The sequence below is a fragment of the Pseudomonas sp. M5A4_2d genome (assembly GCF_053345295.1).
Map to the genome: position 1 here is coordinate 908,052 of NZ_JBKEZW010000001.1, position 20,725 is coordinate 928,776.

17 protein-coding genes and 4 tRNA genes are annotated in these 20,725 nt (G+C 59.1%); 15 read left to right on the top strand and 6 right to left on the bottom strand.

Translation table 11 applies throughout. From position 1 onward, the window contains the following. The first annotated feature begins 18 nt into the window (after positions 1 to 18). The 4 genes from ACLBW8_RS04230 to ACLBW8_RS04245 all read left to right on the top strand — a co-directional run bounded on the left by ACLBW8_RS04230 (position 19) and on the right by ACLBW8_RS04245 (position 497). Positions 19 to 95: transfer RNA gene (locus tag ACLBW8_RS04230), tRNA-Arg, on the top strand. 32 nt (positions 96 to 127) lie between these two features. After that, positions 128 to 203, top strand: a tRNA-His gene (locus ACLBW8_RS04235). A 56-nt stretch (positions 204 to 259) separates the two neighbouring features. Next, positions 260 to 344: transfer RNA gene (locus ACLBW8_RS04240), tRNA-Leu, on the top strand. 77 nt (positions 345 to 421) lie between these two features. Beyond that, positions 422 to 497, top strand: a tRNA-His gene (locus tag ACLBW8_RS04245). 3 nt (positions 498 to 500) lie between these two features. On the opposite strand, the gene ACLBW8_RS04250 is transcribed toward ACLBW8_RS04245, so the two are convergent. Next, entirely contained in the window at positions 501 to 818 is a 318-nt protein-coding gene (locus ACLBW8_RS04250) for a hypothetical protein (protein WP_447804663.1), read from the bottom strand. A 246-nt stretch (positions 819 to 1,064) separates the two neighbouring features. Here ACLBW8_RS04250 and tig point away from each other — a divergent pair, with 246 nt between their 5' ends. From tig to ACLBW8_RS04285, 7 genes are all read left to right on the top strand, one after another. Beyond that, the gene (gene tig / locus ACLBW8_RS04255; protein WP_221295137.1) at positions 1,065 to 2,375 is read left to right on the top strand and encodes a trigger factor; all 1,311 of its coding nucleotides are present in this window, start codon (positions 1,065 to 1,067) and stop codon (positions 2,373 to 2,375) included. Between the two features lie 91 nt (positions 2,376 to 2,466). Beyond that, positions 2,467 to 3,102 (top strand): ATP-dependent Clp endopeptidase proteolytic subunit ClpP, encoded by a 636-nt coding sequence (gene clpP / locus ACLBW8_RS04260; protein ID WP_003238276.1) that lies wholly within the window; start codon positions 2,467 to 2,469, stop codon positions 3,100 to 3,102. 112 nt (positions 3,103 to 3,214) lie between these two features. Continuing rightward, on the top strand, positions 3,215 to 4,498 hold the full coding sequence (gene clpX / locus ACLBW8_RS04265; protein WP_017136464.1) for an ATP-dependent Clp protease ATP-binding subunit ClpX: 1,284 nt from the start codon (positions 3,215 to 3,217) through the stop codon (positions 4,496 to 4,498). Between the two features lie 191 nt (positions 4,499 to 4,689). Next, complete coding sequence (gene lon / locus ACLBW8_RS04270; RefSeq protein ID WP_064453005.1) at positions 4,690 to 7,086, top strand: endopeptidase La; 2,397 nt, start codon at positions 4,690 to 4,692, stop codon at positions 7,084 to 7,086. A 133-nt stretch (positions 7,087 to 7,219) separates the two neighbouring features. Then, positions 7,220 to 7,507: an HU family DNA-binding protein gene (locus ACLBW8_RS04275; RefSeq protein ID WP_221034285.1), complete on the top strand. Its 288-nt coding sequence runs from the start codon at positions 7,220 to 7,222 to the stop codon at positions 7,505 to 7,507. A 231-nt stretch (positions 7,508 to 7,738) separates the two neighbouring features. Next, the gene (locus ACLBW8_RS04280; RefSeq protein ID WP_262665343.1) at positions 7,739 to 9,613 is read left to right on the top strand and encodes a SurA N-terminal domain-containing protein; all 1,875 of its coding nucleotides are present in this window, start codon (positions 7,739 to 7,741) and stop codon (positions 9,611 to 9,613) included. A 162-nt stretch (positions 9,614 to 9,775) separates the two neighbouring features. Continuing rightward, entirely contained in the window at positions 9,776 to 10,582 is an 807-nt protein-coding gene (locus tag ACLBW8_RS04285; RefSeq protein WP_064453003.1) for a DUF2242 domain-containing protein, read from the top strand. 384 nt (positions 10,583 to 10,966) lie between these two features. Here the strand turns inward: ACLBW8_RS04285 and ACLBW8_RS04290 are convergent, their stop codons facing one another. Next, a complete protein-coding gene (locus tag ACLBW8_RS04290) occupies positions 10,967 to 12,001 on the bottom strand; it encodes an AraC family transcriptional regulator (protein WP_447804664.1) in 1,035 nt (344 codons plus the stop codon). Positions 12,002 to 12,005: 4 nt separating this feature from the next. Next, a complete protein-coding gene (locus ACLBW8_RS04295; RefSeq protein WP_221295133.1) occupies positions 12,006 to 13,136 on the bottom strand; it encodes a carbon-nitrogen hydrolase family protein in 1,131 nt (376 codons plus the stop codon). 212 nt (positions 13,137 to 13,348) lie between these two features. On the opposite strand from ACLBW8_RS04295, the gene ACLBW8_RS04300 reads away from it, so the two are divergent. Continuing rightward, positions 13,349 to 15,388 carry an oxidoreductase gene (locus ACLBW8_RS04300; RefSeq protein WP_447804665.1) on the top strand — a complete coding sequence of 680 codons (2,040 nt, stop codon included), beginning with the start codon at positions 13,349 to 13,351 and terminating at the stop codon, positions 15,386 to 15,388. Between the two features lie 58 nt (positions 15,389 to 15,446). After that, positions 15,447 to 16,337 (top strand): 1-aminocyclopropane-1-carboxylate deaminase/D-cysteine desulfhydrase, encoded by an 891-nt coding sequence (locus ACLBW8_RS04305; protein WP_064452999.1) that lies wholly within the window; start codon positions 15,447 to 15,449, stop codon positions 16,335 to 16,337. Here ACLBW8_RS04305 and ACLBW8_RS04310 read toward each other — a convergent pair. From ACLBW8_RS04310 to ACLBW8_RS04320, 3 genes are all read right to left on the bottom strand, one after another. Beyond that, positions 16,334 to 16,879, bottom strand: coding sequence for a cytochrome b (locus ACLBW8_RS04310; protein ID WP_064452998.1), 546 nt, complete (start codon positions 16,877 to 16,879; stop codon positions 16,334 to 16,336). The genes ACLBW8_RS04305 and ACLBW8_RS04310 overlap by 4 nt on opposite strands. Positions 16,880 to 16,993: 114 nt before the next feature. Next, the gene (phnX, locus tag ACLBW8_RS04315; protein ID WP_447804666.1) at positions 16,994 to 17,821 is read right to left on the bottom strand and encodes a phosphonoacetaldehyde hydrolase; all 828 of its coding nucleotides are present in this window, start codon (positions 17,819 to 17,821) and stop codon (positions 16,994 to 16,996) included. Then, positions 17,818 to 18,945: a 2-aminoethylphosphonate--pyruvate transaminase gene (locus tag ACLBW8_RS04320; protein WP_447804667.1), complete on the bottom strand. Its 1,128-nt coding sequence runs from the start codon at positions 18,943 to 18,945 to the stop codon at positions 17,818 to 17,820. Before ACLBW8_RS04320 ends, phnX begins: the two co-directional genes overlap by 4 nt. A gap of 110 nt (positions 18,946 to 19,055) precedes the next feature. Between ACLBW8_RS04320 and ACLBW8_RS04325 the strand changes: the two genes are divergently transcribed. Beyond that, positions 19,056 to 19,913: a LysR substrate-binding domain-containing protein gene (locus ACLBW8_RS04325; RefSeq protein ID WP_447804668.1), complete on the top strand. Its 858-nt coding sequence runs from the start codon at positions 19,056 to 19,058 to the stop codon at positions 19,911 to 19,913. 100 nt (positions 19,914 to 20,013) lie between these two features. After that, complete coding sequence (locus ACLBW8_RS04330; RefSeq protein WP_064452994.1) at positions 20,014 to 20,721, top strand: YebC/PmpR family DNA-binding transcriptional regulator; 708 nt, start codon at positions 20,014 to 20,016, stop codon at positions 20,719 to 20,721. Positions 20,722 to 20,725: the final 4 nt, after the last annotated feature.

Consider the following 20,725-nt stretch of genomic DNA (forward strand, 5'->3'; position numbering starts at 1 on the left):
AGAGTACAGATTAATAAGGCGCCCGTAGCTCAGCTGGATAGAGCATCCGCCTTCTAAGCGGATGGTCGCAGGTTCGAGTCCTGCCGGGTGCGCCATTAGGCAGCTTTGGCACAAGTAGCGTTATATGGTGGGCGTAGCTCAGTTGGTAGAGCACGGGATTGTGACTCCCGTTGTCGAGGGTTCGATCCCCTTCGTCCACCCCATATTTAGAAAGGCGCCAGATTAATCATCTGGCGCCTTTGCTTTAAGAGCTTCAAGCGCGGATGTGGTGGAATTGGTAGACACACTGGATTTAGGTTCCAGCGCCGCGAGGCGTAAGAGTTCGAGTCTCTTCATCCGCACCAATTAAAGCGTTGCCGGGCCGTCAGGCGCGGTAGGGCTCAACAAAGAAGATGTTTGAGTTCTTTGTTAATGCAATATGGTGGGCGTAGCTCAGTTGGTAGAGCACGGGATTGTGACTCCCGTTGTCGAGGGTTCGATCCCCTTCGTCCACCCCATATTCAGAAAAAGCGCCAGATCAATGATCTGGCGCTTTTTTTTGCGTCAGAAATTTCCCATTGGCTGTGCGAGTCAACTTGACGCCAAGAAAAAACAAGCATTCTCAATGCCTTGGCGTTAGAATCGTTGCCGGTTTTGAGCGTGTAGAACTGATCCCAGGCTATACCAGGGTCAGTACAGCTATTTAATAGCGATAACGGCGCAGTACCTGAAAAAGGGCTGTGCCGTTTTTGTTTAAGTGTTTTGAGTTTCAGGGCGGGGCGTTTCGTCGTATTTGTGTTCCTCGATGCTGCCGCCGTGCCCTCCGGTCTTGTTTGCAAGGTCGGTCGCCAGGGGAGTGCGTTCCGACGCTTCTATATATAGAAGGGTTGATGCAGAGCCCTGGCGTGTTGAGCTGTATTTGCTAACGGGATGAGGTGCATGCGTGCACTTGAACCTATAAATGGCCTGCTGTTTTTCTACCCGTTTTCAGTAGGGTGACTTCTTGAGTTTGACCCACTAGAATGCATGCCCTTGATTCTGGGGTCGGAAACGGCCGGCTAACGTCTGTGCAACGAGGAATATCCATGCAAGTTTCTGTTGAAAATACTACTGCTATCGAGCGCCGCCTGAGCATCACCGTGCCGGCAGAGCGTATTGAGACTGCGGTCAACAAGCGTCTGCAGCAGACTGCCCAAAAGGCCAAGATCGCTGGTTTCCGTCCAGGCAAAGTGCCAATGAGCGAAATCAAGCGTCGTTTTGGTGCCGATGCGCGTCAGGAAGCTGTGGGTGACGTGATCCAGGCTTCTTTCTACGAAGCTGTTGTTGAGCACAAGCTGAACCCGGCTGGCTCGCCTTCGATCGAGCCTAAGTCCCTGGAAGCGGGTAAAGACCTGGAATACGTTGCCGTATTCGAAGTGTTCCCGGAGTTCACTGTTGCCGGTTTCGAAGACATCGCTGTTGAGCGCCTGAGCGCTGACGTGGCTGATGCCGATCTGGACAACATGCTGGAAATCCTGCGCAAGCAGAACACTCGTTTCGAAGTGGCCGATCGCGCCGCCCAGAACGAAGACCAACTGAACATCGATTTCGTTGGCAAGGTTGACGGCGAAGCATTCGCTGGCGGCTCCGCCAAGGGCACTCAGCTGGTGCTGGGTTCCAACCGCATGATCCCTGGTTTCGAAGACGGTCTGGTTGGCGCAAAAGCCGGCGAAGAGCGCGTTCTTAACCTGACGTTCCCTGCTGACTACCAGAACCTGGACCTGGCCGGCAAAGCCGCCGAGTTCACCGTGACTGTCAACAGCGTGTCCGAGCCTAAGCTGCCAGAGCTGAACGAAGAGTTCTTCGCTCAGTTCGGTATCAAGGAAACCGGTATCGAAGGCTTCCGCACCGAAGTTCGCAAGAACATGGAGCGCGAGCTGCGCCAGGCTATCAAGTCCAAGGTCAAGAACCAGGTAATGGACGGCCTGCTGGCTGCCAACCCGATCGAAGTGCCTAAGGCCCTGCTGTCCAACGAAGTGGATCGCCTGCGCGTCCAAGCGGTTCAGCAGTTCGGTGGCAACATCAAGCCTGACCAACTGCCGGCCGAGCTGTTCGAAGAACAAGCCAAGCGCCGCGTTGTGCTGGGTCTGGTCGTGGCCGAAGTGGTTAAGCAGTTCGACCTCAAGCCTGACGAAGATCGCGTTCGCGAAATGATCCAGGAAATGGCTTCGGCCTACCAGGAGCCTGAGCAGGTTGTAGCTTGGTACTACAAGAACGACCAGCAGCTGAACGAAGTACGTTCGGTTGTGCTGGAAGAACAAGTTGTGGATACTGTTCTGCAGAAGGCTAAGGTGACCGACAAAGCGGTCTCTTACGAAGAAGCAGTCAAACCGGCGGAAGCAGCACAAGCCGACTGATTGTCCAACTCGTTCGAAATACAACCATAAGCCAGCCTCGCGCTGGCTTATGCGTTTTCAAGACATGACTATTTGGGAGTAACTGCAGAGCATGTTCCGTAATTCCTATATTCAGCAGAACTCTGATATCCAGGCCGCTGGCGGCCTGGTCCCGATGGTTGTCGAGCAATCTGCTCGTGGCGAACGCGCCTATGACATCTACTCGCGCCTGCTCAAGGAACGAGTGATTTTTCTGGTCGGCCCTGTAGAGGACTACATGGCCAACCTGATCTGCGCGCAGCTGCTGTTCCTTGAAGCGGAAAACCCGGACAAGGACATCCATCTTTACATTAACTCCCCGGGCGGCTCGGTGACGGCTGGCATGTCGATCTACGACACCATGCAGTTCATCAAGCCAAACGTGTCGACCACGTGCATCGGCCAGGCCTGCAGCATGGGCGCGTTCCTGCTGACCGCAGGTGCCGAGGGCAAGCGCTTCTGCCTGCCGAACTCGCGCGTGATGATTCACCAGCCATTGGGTGGTTTCCAGGGCCAGGCGTCGGACATCGAAATTCACGCCAAGGAAATCCTGTTTATTCGTGAGCGCCTCAATACATTGATGGCCAAGCACAGCGGGCACACCCTGGAAGAAATCGAGCGTGACACCAATCGCGACAACTTTATGAGCGCGGAAGCTGCGCGCGCGTATGGGTTGATCGATGCGGTGATCGAAAAGCGCCCCGCTTAATATAAGCAGCTCAAAATAGGGCTGGTCGGCGTGTCCGACCACCGGCGGGCTTGAAAAAGCCCGCATAAGCCTTCATCTTGTGTTGCAAGCCTATCGGATTTGGATCGAACGAATGACTGACACCCGCAACGGCGAGGACAACGGCAAGCTGCTCTATTGCTCCTTCTGCGGCAAAAGCCAGCATGAAGTGCGCAAATTGATTGCCGGCCCCTCGGTGTTTATCTGCGACGAGTGCGTCGACCTGTGCAATGACATCATCCGCGAGGAGGTGCAGGAAGCCCAGGCCGAGAGCAGCGCGCATAAATTGCCTTCGCCTAAAGAAATCAGCGGCATCCTTGACCAATATGTGATTGGTCAAGAGCGTGCAAAGAAGGTTCTGGCCGTAGCGGTGTACAACCACTACAAGCGCTTGAATCAGCGTGACAAGAAAGGCGACGAGGTCGAACTCGGCAAGAGCAACATCTTGCTGATCGGTCCTACTGGCTCGGGTAAAACCTTGCTTGCGGAAACCCTCGCTCGCCTGCTGAACGTTCCGTTCACCATCGCCGACGCCACCACCCTCACCGAGGCTGGCTACGTGGGTGAAGACGTCGAGAACATCATTCAGAAATTGCTGCAGAAGTGCGACTACGACGTAGAGAAGGCCCAGATGGGTATTGTCTATATCGACGAAATCGACAAGATTTCACGCAAGTCGGACAACCCGTCGATCACCCGGGACGTTTCCGGTGAAGGCGTGCAGCAGGCCCTGTTGAAACTGATCGAAGGCACGGTAGCTTCCGTACCGCCACAAGGCGGCCGCAAGCATCCGCAGCAGGAATTCCTGCAGGTTGATACGCGCAACATCCTGTTCATCTGTGGCGGTGCGTTCTCCGGTCTGGAGAAGGTTATTCAGCAGCGTTCCACGCGTGGCGGCATCGGTTTTGGTGCGGAAGTGCGCAGCAAGGAAGAAGGCAAGAAGGTGGGCGAGTCCCTGCGTGAAGTCGAGCCTGACGATCTGGTCAAGTTCGGTCTGATCCCGGAATTCGTTGGCCGTCTGCCCGTCCTGGCCACGTTGGACGAGTTGGATGAGGCTGCTTTGATTCAGATCCTCACCGAGCCGAAAAACGCCCTGACCAAGCAATATGCCAAGTTGTTCGAAATGGAAGGTGTAGACCTCGAGTTCCGTACCGACGCACTCAAATCAGTGGCCAAGCGGGCACTGGAGCGCAAGACCGGTGCACGTGGTTTGCGCTCGATCCTCGAAGGCGTGTTGCTCGACACCATGTACGAAATCCCCTCGCAGTCTGAGGTGAGTAAAGTGGTGATCGACGAAAGCGTTATCGAAGGCAAGTCCAAGCCACTGTATATCTACGAAAACAGTGAGCCGGCTGCCAAGGCTGCACCAGACGCGTAAGCGTTTAGCCGTCGCAGTACAAGCAAGGGGCCTTTCGGGGCCCCTTATTTATTTTGGGGCGATTTTGACGCGTTGTTTTTTTAATTCCCGTTTATTCATGCGTTTAACTGCTGGCATTGAGCTTGTTTTTTTTGCATGCAGCCCCCATCTTGGTTTCAAGCTAATTTTTCAACTGTCATAGAGGCGAAATCATGAAGACAACCATTGAATTGCCTCTCCTGCCGTTGCGTGATGTCGTCGTCTATCCGCACATGGTTATCCCGCTGTTCGTGGGGCGCGAGAAGTCTATCGAAGCCCTCGAGGCCGCGATGACGGGCGACAAGCAAATTTTGCTGTTGGCCCAGAAGAATCCTGCTGATGATGATCCAGGCGAAGACGCCCTGTATCGCGTCGGTACCATTGCGACCGTATTGCAATTGCTCAAGTTGCCTGATGGCACCGTCAAGGTGCTGGTGGAAGGTGAGCAGCGCGGTGCGGTCGAGCGCTTCATGGAGGTGGATGGCCACCTGCGCGCAGAAGTGGCGCTGATCGACGAAGTCGAGGCCCCTGAGCGCGAATCCGAAGTGTTTGTGCGCAGCCTGCTCTCGCAGTTCGAGCAGTATGTGCAGTTGGGCAAAAAAGTCCCGGCTGAAGTCCTGTCTTCCCTCAACAGCATTGATGAGCCAAGCCGCCTGGTCGACACCATGGCTGCGCACATGGCGCTGAAAATCGAGCAGAAGCAGGACATCCTCGAAATCATCGACCTGTCGGCACGTGTTGAGCACGTGCTGGCGCTGCTGGATGGCGAAATCGATCTGCTGCAGGTCGAAAAACGCATCCGTGGTCGTGTGAAGAAACAGATGGAGCGCAGTCAGCGCGAGTACTACCTGAATGAGCAGATGAAGGCCATCCAGAAAGAACTCGGCGACAGCGAGGAGGGCCACAACGAAATCGAAGAGCTGAAAAAGCGCATCGATGCCGCCGGCCTGCCGAAAGACGCCCTGACCAAAGCCAACGCTGAGCTGAACAAGCTCAAGCAAATGTCGCCAATGTCGGCCGAAGCCACTGTGGTTCGTTCCTACATCGACTGGCTGGTGCAGGTGCCGTGGAAGGCCCAGACCAAAGTGCGCCTGGACCTGGCCCGCGCCGAGGACATCCTCGACGCCGACCACTACGGCCTCGAAGAAGTCAAAGAGCGCATCCTCGAATACCTCGCCGTGCAAAAGCGCGTGAAGAAAATTCGTGGTCCGGTGTTGTGCCTGGTCGGTCCTCCAGGTGTGGGTAAAACCTCCTTGGCGGAGTCAATTGCCAACGCCACCAACCGCAAATTCGTGCGCATGGCCCTCGGTGGTGTGCGTGATGAGGCGGAAATTCGTGGTCATCGCCGTACTTACATCGGTTCGATGCCAGGAAGATTGATTCAAAAGATGACAAAGGTTGGGGTGCGAAACCCGCTGTTCCTGCTCGATGAAATCGACAAAATGGGCAGCGATATGCGTGGCGATCCGGCGTCGGCTTTGCTCGAAGTGCTCGACCCGGAGCAGAACCACAATTTCAACGACCATTACCTGGAAGTCGACTACGACCTGTCCGACGTAATGTTCCTGTGCACCTCCAACTCCATGAACATCCCGCCAGCTTTGCTGGACCGGATGGAGGTGATTCGTCTGCCGGGTTACACCGAAGACGAGAAGATCAACATCGCCGTCAAATACCTCGCGCCAAAGCAGATTTCGGCCAACGGCCTGAAAAAAGGCGAGATCGAATTCGACGTCGAGTCGATCCGCGACATCGTTCGCTACTACACCCGCGAGGCCGGTGTGCGGGGCCTTGAGCGTCAAATTGCGAAGATCTGCCGCAAGGCAGTCAAAGAGCACGCGCTGGAAAAACGCTTCTCTGTGAAGGTGGTTGCCGACTCCCTGGAACACTTCCTGGGCGTGAAAAAATTCCGTTACGGCCTGGCTGAGCAGCAGGATCAGGTAGGGCAGGTGACTGGCCTGGCGTGGACCCAGGTGGGCGGCGAATTGCTGACCATCGAAGCCGCGGTGATCCCGGGTAAAGGTCAGCTTATCAAGACCGGTTCGTTGGGTGATGTGATGGTCGAATCCATCACTGCCGCGCAGACCGTGGTGCGCAGCCGCGCGAAGAGCCTGGGGATTCCCCTGGACTTCCACGAGAAGCACGACACTCACATCCACATGCCGGAAGGGGCTACCCCGAAGGACGGCCCTAGCGCCGGTGTAGGCATGTGCACGGCACTGGTGTCGGCATTGACGGGCATACCGGTACGAGCCGATGTCGCCATGACGGGGGAAATTACCCTGCGTGGTCAGGTATTGGCCATCGGTGGTCTGAAAGAGAAATTGCTTGCTGCACACCGGGGCGGTATCAAGACGGTGATCATTCCTGAAGAGAATGTTCGCGACTTGAAGGAAATTCCTGACAACATCAAGCAGGATCTTCAGATTAAACCGGTTAAATGGATTGACGAAGTCCTGCAAATTGCGCTGCAATACGCGCCGGAGCCCTTGCCAGATGTGGCTCCGGAGATTGTCGCGAAGGATGAAAAACGCGAGTCTGATTCCAAGGAAAGAATTAGTACACATTAATGCCGTTAAGCCTGGGGGCTTCCTTGACAGCTTTTTAGAGCCCTTGTTATAAAGCGGCTCTTAAGTGTCTGTAGGCCATTCAGCACTGGTTTTTGCTTTCACCAAAAAACTTAGAACCATACTCAATAGATATATAAGGGGACTTAGAGTGAACAAGTCGGAACTGATTGATGCTATCGCCGCATCCGCTGATATCCCGAAAGCTGCTGCTGGCCGTGCGCTGGACGCAGTAATCGAATCCGTCACTGGCGCTCTGAAGGCCGGCGACTCCGTGGTACTGGTAGGCTTCGGTACTTTCTCTGTGACTGATCGCCCAGCTCGCACTGGCCGTAACCCACAGACTGGCAAAGCACTGCAAATCGCTGCCGCCAAGAAACCAGGTTTCAAAGCCGGTAAAGCCCTGAAAGAAGCTGTTAACTAAGTTTCGCTCAAGCCTTACCTACCCGGGTTGGACGCAGGTCTGACCTGGCAGCGGAGCGGCAGCTGACCCAAGTATCCATCGGGTCGCCACGCCGGGGGTGTGGGTTCAAACCCCCGTCCGCTCCGCCAGTTACGAGAAGGCGCATCCTCGGATGCGCCTTTCTTCTATCCGGACTCTACCCACGCTCCACGGTTGCCTAATTTTTGAAGATCAACCGTTTCTGGGGGACGCATGCTGCAGAATATCAGGGACAATTCACAAGGCTGGATTGCCAAAACCATTATCGGGATCATCGTCGCATTGATGGCGTTCACCGGTATCGAGGCCATTTTCCAGGCTTCGACCAATAACAAGCAGGACGTGGCCAAGGTCAACGGTGAAGAAATCACCCAAACCGAACTGAGCCAGGCCGTCGACATGCAACGTCGCCAGCTGATGCAACAGCTGGGCAAGGATTTTGATGCTTCTCTGCTGGACGAAAAACTGCTGCGCGAAGCGGCCCTCAAAGGGCTGATTGATCGCAAGCTGTTGCTGCAAGGCGCAGCTGATTCCAAGTTCGGCTTCTCTGAGGCTGCCCTGGATCAAGTGATCCTGCAGACGCCGGAATTCCAGGTGGACGGCAAGTTCAGCCCTGAACGCTTTGACCAGGTGATCCGTCAGCTGGGCTACAGCCGTATGCAATTCCGTCAGATGTTGAGCCAGGAAATGCTGATCGGCCAGGTTCGCGCAGGCATTGCCGGCAGCGGTTTCGTTACCGATGCCGAAGTGCTGGCATTTGCCCGTCTGGAAAAGCAGACCCGCGATTTCGCTACCGTCAACATCAAGGCTGACCCTGCGGCGGTGAAACTCACCGACGACGAGGTCAAGGCTCACTACGACCAGCACGCCAAAGAGTTCATGACCCCGGACCAGGTGGTCATCGACTATCTGGAACTGAAGAAGTCTTCCTTCTTCGACCAGGTCACCGTGAAGGATGATGAGCTGCAGGCTGCCTATCAGAAAGAAACCGCCAACCTCGCTGAACAGCGTCGTGCCGCGCATATTCTGATTGAAGTGAACGACAAGACTACCGACGCTCAAGCCAAGGCGAAGATCGAAGAAATCCAGGCACGCCTGGCCAAGGGCGAGAAGTTCGAAGCCCTGGCCAAGGAGTTCTCCCAGGATCCAGGTTCGGCCAACAATGGCGGCGACCTCGGTTTTGCCGGCCCTGGCGTCTACGATCCTGACTTCGAAACGGCCCTGTATGCCTTGAACAAGGACCAGGTGTCGGCACCGGTGCGCACCACATTCGGTTGGCACCTGATCAAGCTGCTGGGCGTAGAAGCACCGCAAGTGCCATCGTTTGCCAGCCTGAAAGACAAGCTGACCCGCGAGCTCAAGACCCAACAGGTTGAACAGCGCTTTGTCGACGCCTCCAAGCAATTGGAAGATGCGGCATTCGAAGCGTCCGACCTGGCCCAGCCGGCGTCCGACCTGAAGCTGACCGTACACACCTCCGCGCCGTTTGGCCGTGAAGGTGGCGAAGGTGTCGCGGCCAACCGCGCCGTGGTGACTGCTGCGTTCAGCCCGGAAGTGTTGGATGAGGGTGCCAACAGCACCGCCATCGAGCTGGACCCGGAAACCATCATCGTGCTGCGGGCCAAAGAGCACTTGAAACCTACGCAACTGCCTCTGGAAAGCGTCTCTGCGGCGATCCGCACACAGATGACCAAAGAGCGTGCCAGTGCAGCAGCCAAAGCCCATGCCGACGAGTTGATCGCCAGCCTGCGTGATGGCAAGACCCCACTGAACCAGGCGATTGATGGTCAGGCATGGAAAGTCACTGCAGCGGCTACCCGTAGCCAGGAAGCGATTGACCCTGCGGTGTTGCAAGCCCTGTTCCGCATGCCCAAGCCTGCGAGCAAGGACAAGCCGACCTTCACCACGGTTACCCTGGCTGACGGTAGCCTGATGATCGTGCGCTTGAATGCTGTCAACGAAGCGGCTGCGCCTACGGACGAAGAAAAGGCGCAATACCGCCGCTTCCTCGCTTCCCGTATCGGCCAGCAAGACTTTGCTGCGTACCGCAAGCAGTTGGAAACCAAGGCTGACATCAAGAAGTTCTGATGTTGGTCTGAATAAAGAGCCCCCGGTCTGCAAGGATCGGGGGCTTTTTTATGCAGCAGGCCCCGTCCTGTAAGGCTGTGACGTTTTACCGACAGGAATGCGCGCGCCAGGACCCCGTTCTGTTGCACAATACCGCCCTGACTGTTTTCCTCAGGATTTTCGATGTCGACATCATTTCACTTGCGTAGCCTCGGGCTGGCGCTGGTGCTGGCGGGCGCCGCGGGCTGCTCGTCACCCAAGACCGCCATTTATGAACATGAGAATTTCGACGATTCCGGTACGTTCTCCCGGGATTACCCGGTCAGTGACGTGGCAGCCTGCGAGGCCGCACGGCGCGCGCTGTTGAGCCAGGGCTACATCATCACCAGCAGCGATCCTAAGTTGGTCGTGGGTAACAAGAGTTTCCAGCAGACTGGCGAGACCCACCTGCAGATCAGTTTCAATGTGGTGTGCGCCGATGATGGCAAAGGTAATAACCACTCGACGATGTTTGCCAACGCCTTGCAGGACCGCTACGCGTTGAAGAAGGTCAACAACTCCGCAAGCCTCGGCGTGGGTGTGTTGGGCTCGGTGTCGATGCCGATTGGCTCCACCGATGACTCGATGGTGAAGGTGGCGAGCGAGACGGTTTCGGCGCCGAAGTTTTATGAGCGTTACTTCTCGCTCGTGGATGTATTCCTGCCGCAAGAAGTGAAGAAGGCTGCGCACATTCCAGAGACGCCGAAGGCGGAGCTGGGGGTGCCGGAACCGAAAGCGGCGCCGGTTGCTGAAAAAGTCGAGGCGCCAAAGGAAGTACCGGCAGCGCCTGCCGTTTCGGAGCCGGTTGCCACGCCACCCGAGGCGGCACCGATTGCCCCAACAGCAGAGCCGGCCCCAACGCCTGCAGCTGATCCTGCACCTGCGGCGACCAATCCAAAACTGCCGGCGCCAACAGAGGCGATTCCGCCCCTGCCAACTCCTTCGCAGTAACGTTGACCGCTGCGGGGTTCGTCTCTTCGACGTTCATCCCGTAGCGGCTCAAGCCTCCACGCGCTCCTTCGCGATCGATCATTCATACGCCAGCGGCTCAACGCCGCCAGCGCGATGAAGTGCGGGTGCCCGCCTCAAAGCCCTGATGCTAAATCCGCTCAGCGCTGCTACGTTTTATCTTGAAGTGCAGGAACGTCACGGCGCCGACATTTTTTCGTCATCACGGCACTTTAGGCTGGCTGTGCAGGTCATTTATTGACAGCCGCTTTAAACCAACAAGGAGTCCGCCATGGACGATTACCAAGAAGAACTGCTGGAGTACCACGCGTTTGAATTGGATCCGCTGGATCCGGTCGATGACGCAACCGAGCTGTAAGACCGACTTCAGGCGGAATGCCGCTGACTGCGGCGAAATTCCCCTGGGGTCTGGTTGTTCCACCGCCTGAACGCCCGTTGAAAGGCCTGGGCTGAGGCAAAACCGAGCAAGTAGGCGATCTCGCCGAACGCCAGTTCCGTATCGCGAATGTAGGTCATGGCCAGGTCGCGGCGGGTATCGTTGAGAATTGCGCGAAACTGAGTGCCTTCTTCGGCCAGTTTGCGCCGCAGTGTCCAGGTAGGCAGCTTCAAGCGTGCCGCCACTTCTTCCAGGTCGGGCTCCCGGCCGCCATTGAGCATCGGCCCGAGCAACCGGGTAATGCGCTCGCGCAGACTGCGGGTGCGGGTCAACTGCTCCAATTCGTGTTCACATAACTTCAACAACAGGTGCCAGGTACTGGGGCAGTGCTGCGGGTTACGCAAGGCCAGGGTCTGCTGGTTGAGGCGCAGTTGATTGGCGTCGGCGCCGAAGTGGACCGGGCTGTCACCGAGTACACCGTACTGTTCGCTGTACGCCGGGGCTTCAAACTCGATGTCAATGCGCTGTGCCTGCACCGGTTGCTGCGCCACGCTCGACAATTGCTGCAGCCAGCCGGCGATGATCGAATCCACCACAAAGCGGTTGTAGGCGTTGTAAGGGCTGATGGAATAGAAACGCAGCCAGGCGCCTTCGGCGTCTTCGTGAAAGCTCGATTGCCCGCGATAGTTGGAGCCGTACAGCGCTTCAAAACGGGTCAATGTGCGGGCCGCTTCTCGCACATTCGGTGCCTGTGCGGCAGTCACGCCTGCCAGTCCAGCCTGGCTCAGGCGACTCAGTTGGCCCATGCGCAGCCCCAGGGCAGGGTCGCCGGTCAGTTGGATGGCTGCGTGGCCCAGGCGCATGTAGCGCGGGATCGACAGGCGCGCCCCCGCTTCGGCGAGGCGCGCCGGGTCCAGGCCGTATTGCAGCAACAGCGGTTGCGGGTCCAGGCTATGGCTTTGAATGGCGTCCGCCAGGGTGTGCACGAAGCCCACCGAAAGATCGCCCAGGCGCACCGGCTTCACGGCACTACAACCAGATATTCAGCAGGCGCGCGCCACGGGCGTCGTTGCCTGTGATGACGTGCCCGTTGCCGCTGAGGAAGCTGTGCCCGGCGGTGCCCAGGTCCCAGAACTGCCCGCGCAGGAATACGCTCATTCCGGCGCTTGCCTGGCTGATTGGCTGTTGGCTGATCAGGGTGAGGCGGCGCCAGGCTTCGCCTTCACTGAGTTCTTCGGGCTTGAGGCTGATTTCGGGCGGCGTTGAAACGCTTTTAAAGCCGCGCCATGGGCGCTCCCAGGTGTCGCGGCCGGTCACAAAGGCTGGCACTGCGACCAGTTGCGCGCCTTGCTCGTTGAGTTTGCGGTAATTGTCCGGGTACCAGCTGTCGCTGCCGATCAGGATGCCCAGGCGTCCGGCCGGGGTGTCGACCACGCTGACGATGTTCTCATCGCCCGGTTCGATAAAGCCGCGCTCGTCGTAGATCGGGTAGAACTGGCGCTGTGGCTGGCCTACCGGCAAACCGTCCGCGCCAAACACCAGGCTGGCGTTATACAGCGCACCCTGACCGACCTGCAGTTGCCCCTGGCTGACACTCGGGTTGGGCAGGGCGATAGAGCCGGCCACCAGCGTAACCCCGAATTCTTTGGCCAGGCCGCCGAACAGCACCTGATAGTCGCGGGCCATGGCCGGTGCTTTCATGCGCAGGTAGGCGTCGTCCATGCGGTTATCGCCGGTGGCGCTGATCCAGGCGCGGGCGAATTGCAACGGGTTGCTGGCCGACAGCCAATTCATCGCGTCTTTCAGATGCACCGCCTGGTACAGCTCGTTCTTCTCGCCGCTGAGCATCAGCCACGTGCCGATGTGTTCCGGCAGCACGACGATGGTCTTGTCGTTGATCAAGCCTTTGTCCCGCGCTTTTTGCAGGTAGGCCGCGAGCTTCAGGTGCAGGCGTTCCAGGCTTTGGTAATCGGCGGGAAACAGCTCTGGCTGGATACCCAGCAAGTTACCGCGATCGGCGGGTTGGCCTTCGTTGATAGCCAGGGTGATGCGCAGGTCCGACAGGTAATGCGCCACAGGGCGCTCCTGGGTCCAGACCAGATACGCGGCGACGGCGGCAACCAGGGCCATGGTGACGGTGAACGCTAGAAGTTTACGCATGGGGCAACAGACAACAGACCGGGTGCAGGGTTCGCCGACTAGGGTAGGGCCCAGGCAGCGGCTTGCCAAGGGGCGCTGTGCATTTGGATCAATAACTTGTCAGTTTCAGTCATTGAGCGGTAGTCCATCGCCTCTTAGTCTGTGGGACATAAACCGATGGCGCGCCGTTCGAGCGCGTCACGTCCCGTGATGATCCGTTGTGGAGCTGTACCATGACCGCTGCTGCCTACCCGCACTTGCTGGCCCCGTTGGACCTGGGTTTCACTACCTTGCGCAACCGCACCCTGATGGGCTCGATGCACACTGGCCTGGAAGAAAAACCCGGTGGTTTCGAACGCATGGCCGCCTATTTTGCCGAGCGTGCCCGTGGCGGCGTCGGCCTGATGGTCACCGGCGGTATCGGCCCGAACGATGAAGGTGGCGTGTACGCCGGTGCAGCCAAACTGACCACCGACGAGGAAGCACAAAAGCACAGGATCGTGACCCAGGCGGTGCACGAGGCGGGCGGCAAGATCTGCATGCAGATCCTCCACGCTGGCCGTTATGCCTACAGCCCCAAGCAGGTCGCCCCCAGCGCGATTCAAGCGCCGATCAACCCGTTCAAACCCAAGGAGCTGGACGAAGAGGGCATCGAGAAGCAGATACAGGATTTTGTCACCTGCTCGCTGCTGGCCCAGGTCGCCGAGTATGACGGCGTCGAAATCATGGGCTCCGAAGGCTACTTCATTAACCAGTTCCTCGCCGCCCACACCAACCACCGCACCGACCGTTGGGGCGGCAGCTACGAAAACCGTATGCGCCTGGCGGTGGACGTCGTGCGTCGCGTGCGCGAAGCGGTGGGCCCGAATTTCATCATTATCTTCCGCCTGTCGATGCTAGACCTGGTGGAAGGTGGCAGCTCCTGGGAAGAAATCGTGCAGTTGGCCAAGGCCATCGAGCAGGCCGGTGCGACCCTGATCAACACCGGTATCGGCTGGCACGAAGCGCGTATCCCGACCATCGCGACCAAGGTGCCGCGTGGTGCATTCAGTAAAGTCACCGCCAAGCTACGCGGCTCGGTGAAGATTCCGCTGATCACCACCAACCGCATCAACACCCCGGAAATCGCTGAGCAGATCCTCGCCGAAGGTGATGCCGATATGGTCTCGATGGCGCGGCCGTTCCTGGCCGACCCGGAGTTCGTCAACAAGGCCGCTGCCGGCCGTGCGGATGAAATTAACACCTGTATCGGCTGCAACCAGGCCTGCCTGGACCACACGTTTGGCGGCAAACTGACCACCTGCCTGGTCAACCCGCGGGCGTGCTACGAGACCGAACTCAACTACCTGCCGGTGAAACAGATCAAGAAAATTGCCGTGGTCGGTGCCGGTCCTGCCGGGCTGGCGGCGGCCACCGTGGCGGCTGAGCGCGGTCATCAAGTGACGCTGTTCGACTCCGCCAACGAGATCGGCGGCCAGTTCAATATCGCCAAGCGTGTACCGGGCAAGGAAGAGTTTTTTGAAACCCTGCGCTACTTCAAACGCAAGTTGCAGACCACCCACGTCGAGCTGTGCCTCAACACCCGCGTGGATGTCGCGCAACTGGCGGCGGGCGGCTATGACGAAATCATTCTGGCCACCGGCATTGCACCGCGCACCCCGGCCATCCCGGGTATCGATAACGCCAAGGTGCTGAGCTACCTGGACGTGATCCTTGAGCGCAAACCGGTGGGCAAGCGCGTTGCGGTGATTGGCGCCGGCGGTATCGGTTTTGACGTCTCCGAGTTCCTGGTGCATGAAGGCGTGTCCACTAGCCTGGACCGCGAAGCGTTCTGGAAAGAGTGGGGCATCGACACCCAACTGCAAGCCCGTGGTGGCGTGGCGGGCATCAAGCCCCAGCCCCATGCACCGGCGCGCGAAGTGTTCCTGCTGCAACGCAAGACCTCCAAGGTCGGCGACGGGCTGGGCAAAACCACCGGCTGGATCCACCGCACGGGCCTGAAGAACAAGCGGGTGCAGATGCTCAACAGCGTCGACTACTTGAAGATCGATGACGAAGGCTTGCATATCCGCATCGGCGCCGAGGGTGAGCCTCAAGTGCTGGCGGTGGACAATATCGTCATCTGCGCCGGGCAGGATCCGCTGCGCGAATTGCACGATGGCCTGGTCGCAGCAGGCCAGAACGTGCACCTCATCGGCGGTGCCGATGTGGCGGCCGAGCTGGATGCCAAGCGCGCCATCAACCAGGGCTCGCGCCTGGCTGCCGAGCTATAAGGCGACGCAAGGGGGCGGTGATAGACTACCGCCCCGTTTTTTATTCAGATGCTTGCTAATGGGTCCTTTCGACTGGCTTCCTCGCGCTCCACTTGAACCCTTGCTGCTGGATTGGCTTAACGGGGTCGAGTTGGCCGTGCTGCGGCTGGACCGTATCGACCCACTTATCAGCGGCAACAAGTGGTTCAAGCTCACCCAACACCTGGCGGACGCACAACAGGCCGGTGCCGCTGGACTCATCAGCCTGGGTGGCGCTCATTCCAACCATCTGCACGCGTTGGCGGCGGCCGGCAAGCGGTTTGATTTCCCCACCGTCGGCCTGCTACGTGGCCATCCTCAAGACACCCCCACCATCCTTGACCTGAAAGCCTTCGGCATGCAGCTGCACTGGCTGGGTTACGGCGGTTATCGCGCGCGTCATGACGCCGGTTTCTGGCTGCCGTGGCGTGAACAATATCCCCATCTCTATCCCGTGCCCGAGGGCGGCGGCGGACGGGCCGGTGCAATGGGTTGCGGGGTGTTGGTCGAGCAGGCGCGCGAACAACTGAACACGCTCGGTTGGGCTGATTACGACGCATGGTGGTTGGCGGCGGGCACCGGCACCACACTGGCCGGGTTGGCGCTGGCAGAGGCGGGCGTGCATCCGGTGTTCGGTGCCTTGGCGGTACCGGATGATCACGGGGTTGCGCAGAACGTGCAGGCCATCGTGCAGCATGGCTATGAACTGCTGGACGCGAGCCGAGGCGGTTTCGCCAAGGTCGACCCGTTATTGCTCAATTTTATCCAGGCCACGGAGCAGGCATGCGGCCTGCTGCTGGAGCCGCTTTACACCGGCAAGGCCTTGCTGGCATTGAAGCAACAGATCGAGGCGGGACGCTTCGCCCCCGCCACTCGCTTGATCTTCGTGCACACCGGCGGCCTGCAAGGCCGCCGGAGCATGCAGGGTTAGCGCTTGGGCATCATGCGAAACACAGTGTTATCGCGCATGAAGTAATGGTGGTACAGGCCGGCCAAGGCATGCAGGCCGATCAGCCAATAACCGACGGTGCCTCCCAGCTCGTGCCATTCTTTGATCTGCTTGGACAAGTCTTTGTTTTCGCCAATCAAGGGCGGCAACTCGATCCCGTAGAACATCACGGAATGGCCCTGGGCACTCACGATCAGCCAGCCGAAAATCGGCATGCCGATCATGAATACGTACAGCGCCAGATGCATCAGTGTCGCCAGCAACGATTGCCATTGCGGCGGTGCCGGCACGATCTTCGGTGCAACGCCCAAGGTACGGGCAAACAGGCGCAGCCAGACCAGCACAAACACCGTCAGGCCGAACATGTAGTGCATTTCTACAATCAGGGCCCGCCCGCCACTGCCTTTGGGAAAGATCCCGCGAAACTCAATGCAGGCGTAAACCACCGCCAGCAGCACCACCATCAACCAGTGCAGTGCAATCGACATGGTGCTGTAGCGCGTATCGGAATTTTTCCACGGCATCGCTTTCTTCCTCACTCATCAGGGCAAACCTCCGTTCTTTGGCGACGGAGTCCTATTACTGTAAGCCTGTTTTGGCGGGTTTGCCCGGTGCGAATGCCGTTGTGTTGACCTCTATCAGTGGCTTTGCGGCATTTCACCACGGGCCAGGCGCTGGTTGATGTCGCTAATCACCGCCGGCAGGTCGGTAATGGTGTCGATCAGGTAATGCGGGCGCGAGCCTTTGAACATCGCCTCGATACGCTTGCGCTCGCGGGCCAGGGTGTCCTGGTCCAGCGCACGAAACTGTTCGTAGTTCAGGCCCAGGGCATTGCCCGAGCAGGTCAGGGCCACGGTCCACATTCCGGCGCGGCGTCCTTCGAGGATGCCCGGCACGGTGTCATCGACCTTCACGCACGCCGCCACATCGTCAATACCCAGGGCGATCACGTTGGCCAGGGCCTGGGCCGGCCACGGACGGCCGTTGGGCACTTCGTCGGTGGCAACCACGTGGTCGGCGATGTAGCCATTGATCGCGGCCAGGGCGACCACCTTGTCCATGACTTGCTTGGGGTAGCCGGAGCAGGAGCCGATCTTGATGCCTTGAACGCGCAGCCGGGCGAGGGTGTCGAGGGCGCCGGGGATGAGGGCCGAGTGCTCGGCGATCTTCTCGATCTGCAGCGGCATGAAGCGTTGGTAAATGGCAGTGACGTCGTCATCCGTCGGCGTGCGGCCGAAGGCCTTGCGGTAACGCTCGGCCACCTGCGGCTGGTCGCAGAGTGTGCGGATATGGTCCCACTTGCCCATGCCCATCGGGCCACGGGCTTCATCGATGGAGACTTGCACGTCGAACTCGGCGAAGGCTTCGACAAAGATCTGCGTGGGGGCGAAGGAGCCGAAGTCGACCACGGTGCCGGCCCAGTCGAGGATCACGGCCTGCAAGGTGGTGGGGTTTTGATAGTTCATGGCTGAGATCCAAAAGATGAAAGGTTGATGTGCATGGCGTGCAGCGCCTGGGCGATGGCCGCGACGGCGGCGCGCATCTCGGCCGTGTCGACATGGCCGATGCAGCCCACGCGAAAGGTGTCTACTTCGGTCAATTTGCCGGGATACAGGATGAAACCCTTGGCCTTGACCCGCTCGTAGAACGCCTTGAACTGGTAACGCGGGTCTTGTGGGGCATGGAAGGTGACGATGATCGGGGCCTGGATCGCCGTGGGCAGGAAACTGCGCAGGCCAAGTTCGGCCATGCCGTCGAGCAATGCCTGGCAGTTGCGGGCGTAACGTTGATGGCGCGCGGGCAGGCCGCCTTCCTCAACGTATTGCAGCAGCGCTTCGTGCAGGGCCGCGACCACATGGGTCGGTGGCGTGAAACGCCATTGGCCGGTCTTGGCCATGTAGCTGTGTTGGTCGAACAGGTCCATCGCCAGGGAGTGGCAGTTGCCTTGGGCGGCGGCCAGCGCCTGTTTATCGGCGAACACAAAACCCATGCCTGGCACGCCTTCCAGGCATTTACCCGACGCTGCGATCAGCGCGTCGAACCGCACCTCGCGGGCATCGATTGGCAGCGCGCCGAAGGAACTCATGGCGTCGATGATCAGGCGCTTGCCGTGGTTTTTAACCACGTCGGCGATCTGCGGCAGTGGGTTGAGAATGCCGGTGCTGGTTTCACAGTGGATCAGCGCTACATGGGAAATGGCCGGGTCGGCGCGCAGCAGGCGGTCCACATCGTCGGCAGTGGTGAGTGCATCTTCGGCGGTTTCGAAGGTGCTGAAATCGCGGCCGAGCACTTCGCAAATCCTGGCCAGGCGCTTGCCGTAGGCGCCGTTGATCAGCACCAGCACCTTGCCATCACGCGGGACCAGCGTGCCGATGGCCGCTTCGACCGCGAAGGTGCCGCTGCCTTGCAACGGCACACAGTCATGGCTGTGGCTGGCGTTGAGGATCGCCAGCAGTTGCTCGCACACACTGGCGGTGAGTTGGTTGAAGCGCTCGTCCCATGAACCCCAATCCACCATCATCGCCTGGCGCGTGCGGGCGGACGTGGTCAGTGGGCCGGGTGTGAGCAGGATCGGCGCGGTGCTGGTCATCTGAGGTCCTCGCGGGCATTGGGTTGACTCTAAGGCGCCTAAATTGCAGTTTGGCTTGTCATCAATCAAATTGTTTGTTGTTATGCGAGCTATCAGTTAGGCCGATAGCTATGAATTTGTTCCAACTGCGCGCATTCGATGCCGTGGCCCGTGAGGGCAGTTTTACCCGGGCGGCGGCGCGGCTATTCATCAGCCAGCCGGCGGTGACCGGGCATATCAAGGCGCTGGAAGAGCACTACCAGATCCCGCTGTTGCGCCGTACGGCACGCCGGGTGGAATTGACCGAGGAAGGCACGCGCCTGGCGGCGATCACCCGGGCGATCTTCGGCCTGGTGGACGAGGCACAGACCCTGCTGGAGGCCAATCGGCAATTGCTCGCCGGGCGGCTGGAAGTCGCGGCGGACGGCCCGCACCTGGTAATGCCGATGATCGCGCGGCTGCGCGCACGCTACCCAGGCATTACCGTCAACCTGCGGTTGGGCAATGCCCAGGAAACCCTGGCGGCGCTGCTGTCGGAGCATGCCGATGTGGCGGTGCTCACCGAGGTGGAGCCGCGCAGTGGCTTGCATCTGCAGCCCCTTGATGAATCGCGGATCTGCGCCTTGGTACCGGCCGGGCACCCTTGGCTGATCGACCCGGCGGGCATTCGCCTGGAGCAATTGCACGACGTGATCATGGTGCTGCGCGAGCCCAGCTCCATCACCCGTCGCACTTTCGACAGCGCTTGCGCAATCGCCGCTGTGCAGCCCAGGGTGTTGCTGGAACTGGACAGCCGCGAGGCCGTCACCGAAGCCGTCGCCGCTGAACTGGGGGTGGGGGTGGTGTCGTCGATGGAAGTCAGCCGTGACCCGCGGGTGCATGCCATTCCCTTGCAGGGCGAGGGGCTGGTGAACCGGCACATGCTCGGTTGCATGGAGCGACGCCGCTCATTGCGCCTGATCCAGGCGTTTTTCGAGTTGGCGTCTTGACGGTTTTTTGGTGGAACGATGGGTTTTTGCGCTATAAACTCTGCCCCCAAAGCGCCGGCCAGTAGACGTCTCGGCGCGATGGACAGGAAGAGAGTGAGTCATGGGCGCACAGTGGAAAGTCAAACATAAAGAAGCGGCATCCAATGCCAAGGGCAAGATTTTCGGCAAGCTGGTGAAAGAAATCACCATCGCCGCCCGCAACGGTGCCGACACCGCGACCAACGCCCACTTGCGTCTGGTGGTGGAGCAGGCCAAAAAAGCCTCGATGCCCAAGGAAACCCTGGAGCGCGCCATCAAGAAAGGCGCCGGCCTGCTGGGTGAAACCGTGCAGTACCACCGCGTGACGTACGAGGGTTTCGCTCCGCACCAGGTGCCGCTGATCGTCGAATGCGTGACCGACAACATCAACCGTACCGTGGCGGAAATCCGTGTAGCGTTCCGCAAGGGCCAATTGGGCGCATCCGGCTCTGTGGCGTGGGACTTCAACCATGTGGGCCTGATCGAGGCGTCGCCGGACAGCCCTGACGCTGATCCGGAAATGGCCGCCATTGAAGCGGGCGCCCAGGATTTTGAAGACGGCGAAGAAGAAGGCACCACCTTGTTCATTACCGAAACCACCGACCTCGATGCCGTGCAAAAAGCGCTGCCGGAGCAGGGTTTCACCGTGCTGTCGGCCAAGCTGGGCTATATCTCGAAGAACCCGGTGAGCGGGTTGACCGATGAGCAGATGGCCGAAGTCGAAGCCTTCCTGGAAGGCCTGGACAACCACGATGACGTGCAGGATATGTTCGTCGGCCTGGCCGGCTGATTTG

Excerpts from the sequence above, each read along its gene's own strand:
- clpP (WP_003238276.1), top strand. The coding sequence starts at position 2,467 with ATGTTCCGTAATTCCTATATTCAGCAGAACTCTGATATCCAGGCCGCT.
- ACLBW8_RS04330 (WP_064452994.1), top strand. The coding sequence starts at position 20,014 with ATGGGCGCACAGTGGAAAGTCAAACATAAAGAAGCGGCATCCAATGCC.
- ACLBW8_RS04310 (WP_064452998.1), bottom strand. The coding sequence starts at position 16,879 with ATGCCGTGGAAAAATTCCGATACGCGCTACAGCACCATGTCGATTGCA.
- ACLBW8_RS04320 (WP_447804667.1), bottom strand. The coding sequence starts at position 18,945 with ATGACCAGCACCGCGCCGATCCTGCTCACACCCGGCCCACTGACCACG.
- ACLBW8_RS04305 (WP_064452999.1), top strand. The coding sequence starts at position 15,447 with ATGGGTCCTTTCGACTGGCTTCCTCGCGCTCCACTTGAACCCTTGCTG.
- ACLBW8_RS04325 (WP_447804668.1), top strand. The coding sequence starts at position 19,056 with ATGAATTTGTTCCAACTGCGCGCATTCGATGCCGTGGCCCGTGAGGGC.
- lon (WP_064453005.1), top strand. The coding sequence starts at position 4,690 with ATGAAGACAACCATTGAATTGCCTCTCCTGCCGTTGCGTGATGTCGTC.
- ACLBW8_RS04300 (WP_447804665.1), top strand. The coding sequence starts at position 13,349 with ATGACCGCTGCTGCCTACCCGCACTTGCTGGCCCCGTTGGACCTGGGT.
- tig (WP_221295137.1), top strand. The coding sequence starts at position 1,065 with ATGCAAGTTTCTGTTGAAAATACTACTGCTATCGAGCGCCGCCTGAGC.
- ACLBW8_RS04295 (WP_221295133.1), bottom strand. The coding sequence starts at position 13,136 with ATGCGTAAACTTCTAGCGTTCACCGTCACCATGGCCCTGGTTGCCGCC.
- clpX (WP_017136464.1), top strand. The coding sequence starts at position 3,215 with ATGACTGACACCCGCAACGGCGAGGACAACGGCAAGCTGCTCTATTGC.
- ACLBW8_RS04280 (WP_262665343.1), top strand. The coding sequence starts at position 7,739 with ATGCTGCAGAATATCAGGGACAATTCACAAGGCTGGATTGCCAAAACC.
- phnX (WP_447804666.1), bottom strand. The coding sequence starts at position 17,821 with ATGAACTATCAAAACCCCACCACCTTGCAGGCCGTGATCCTCGACTGG.
- ACLBW8_RS04285 (WP_064453003.1), top strand. The coding sequence starts at position 9,776 with ATGTCGACATCATTTCACTTGCGTAGCCTCGGGCTGGCGCTGGTGCTG.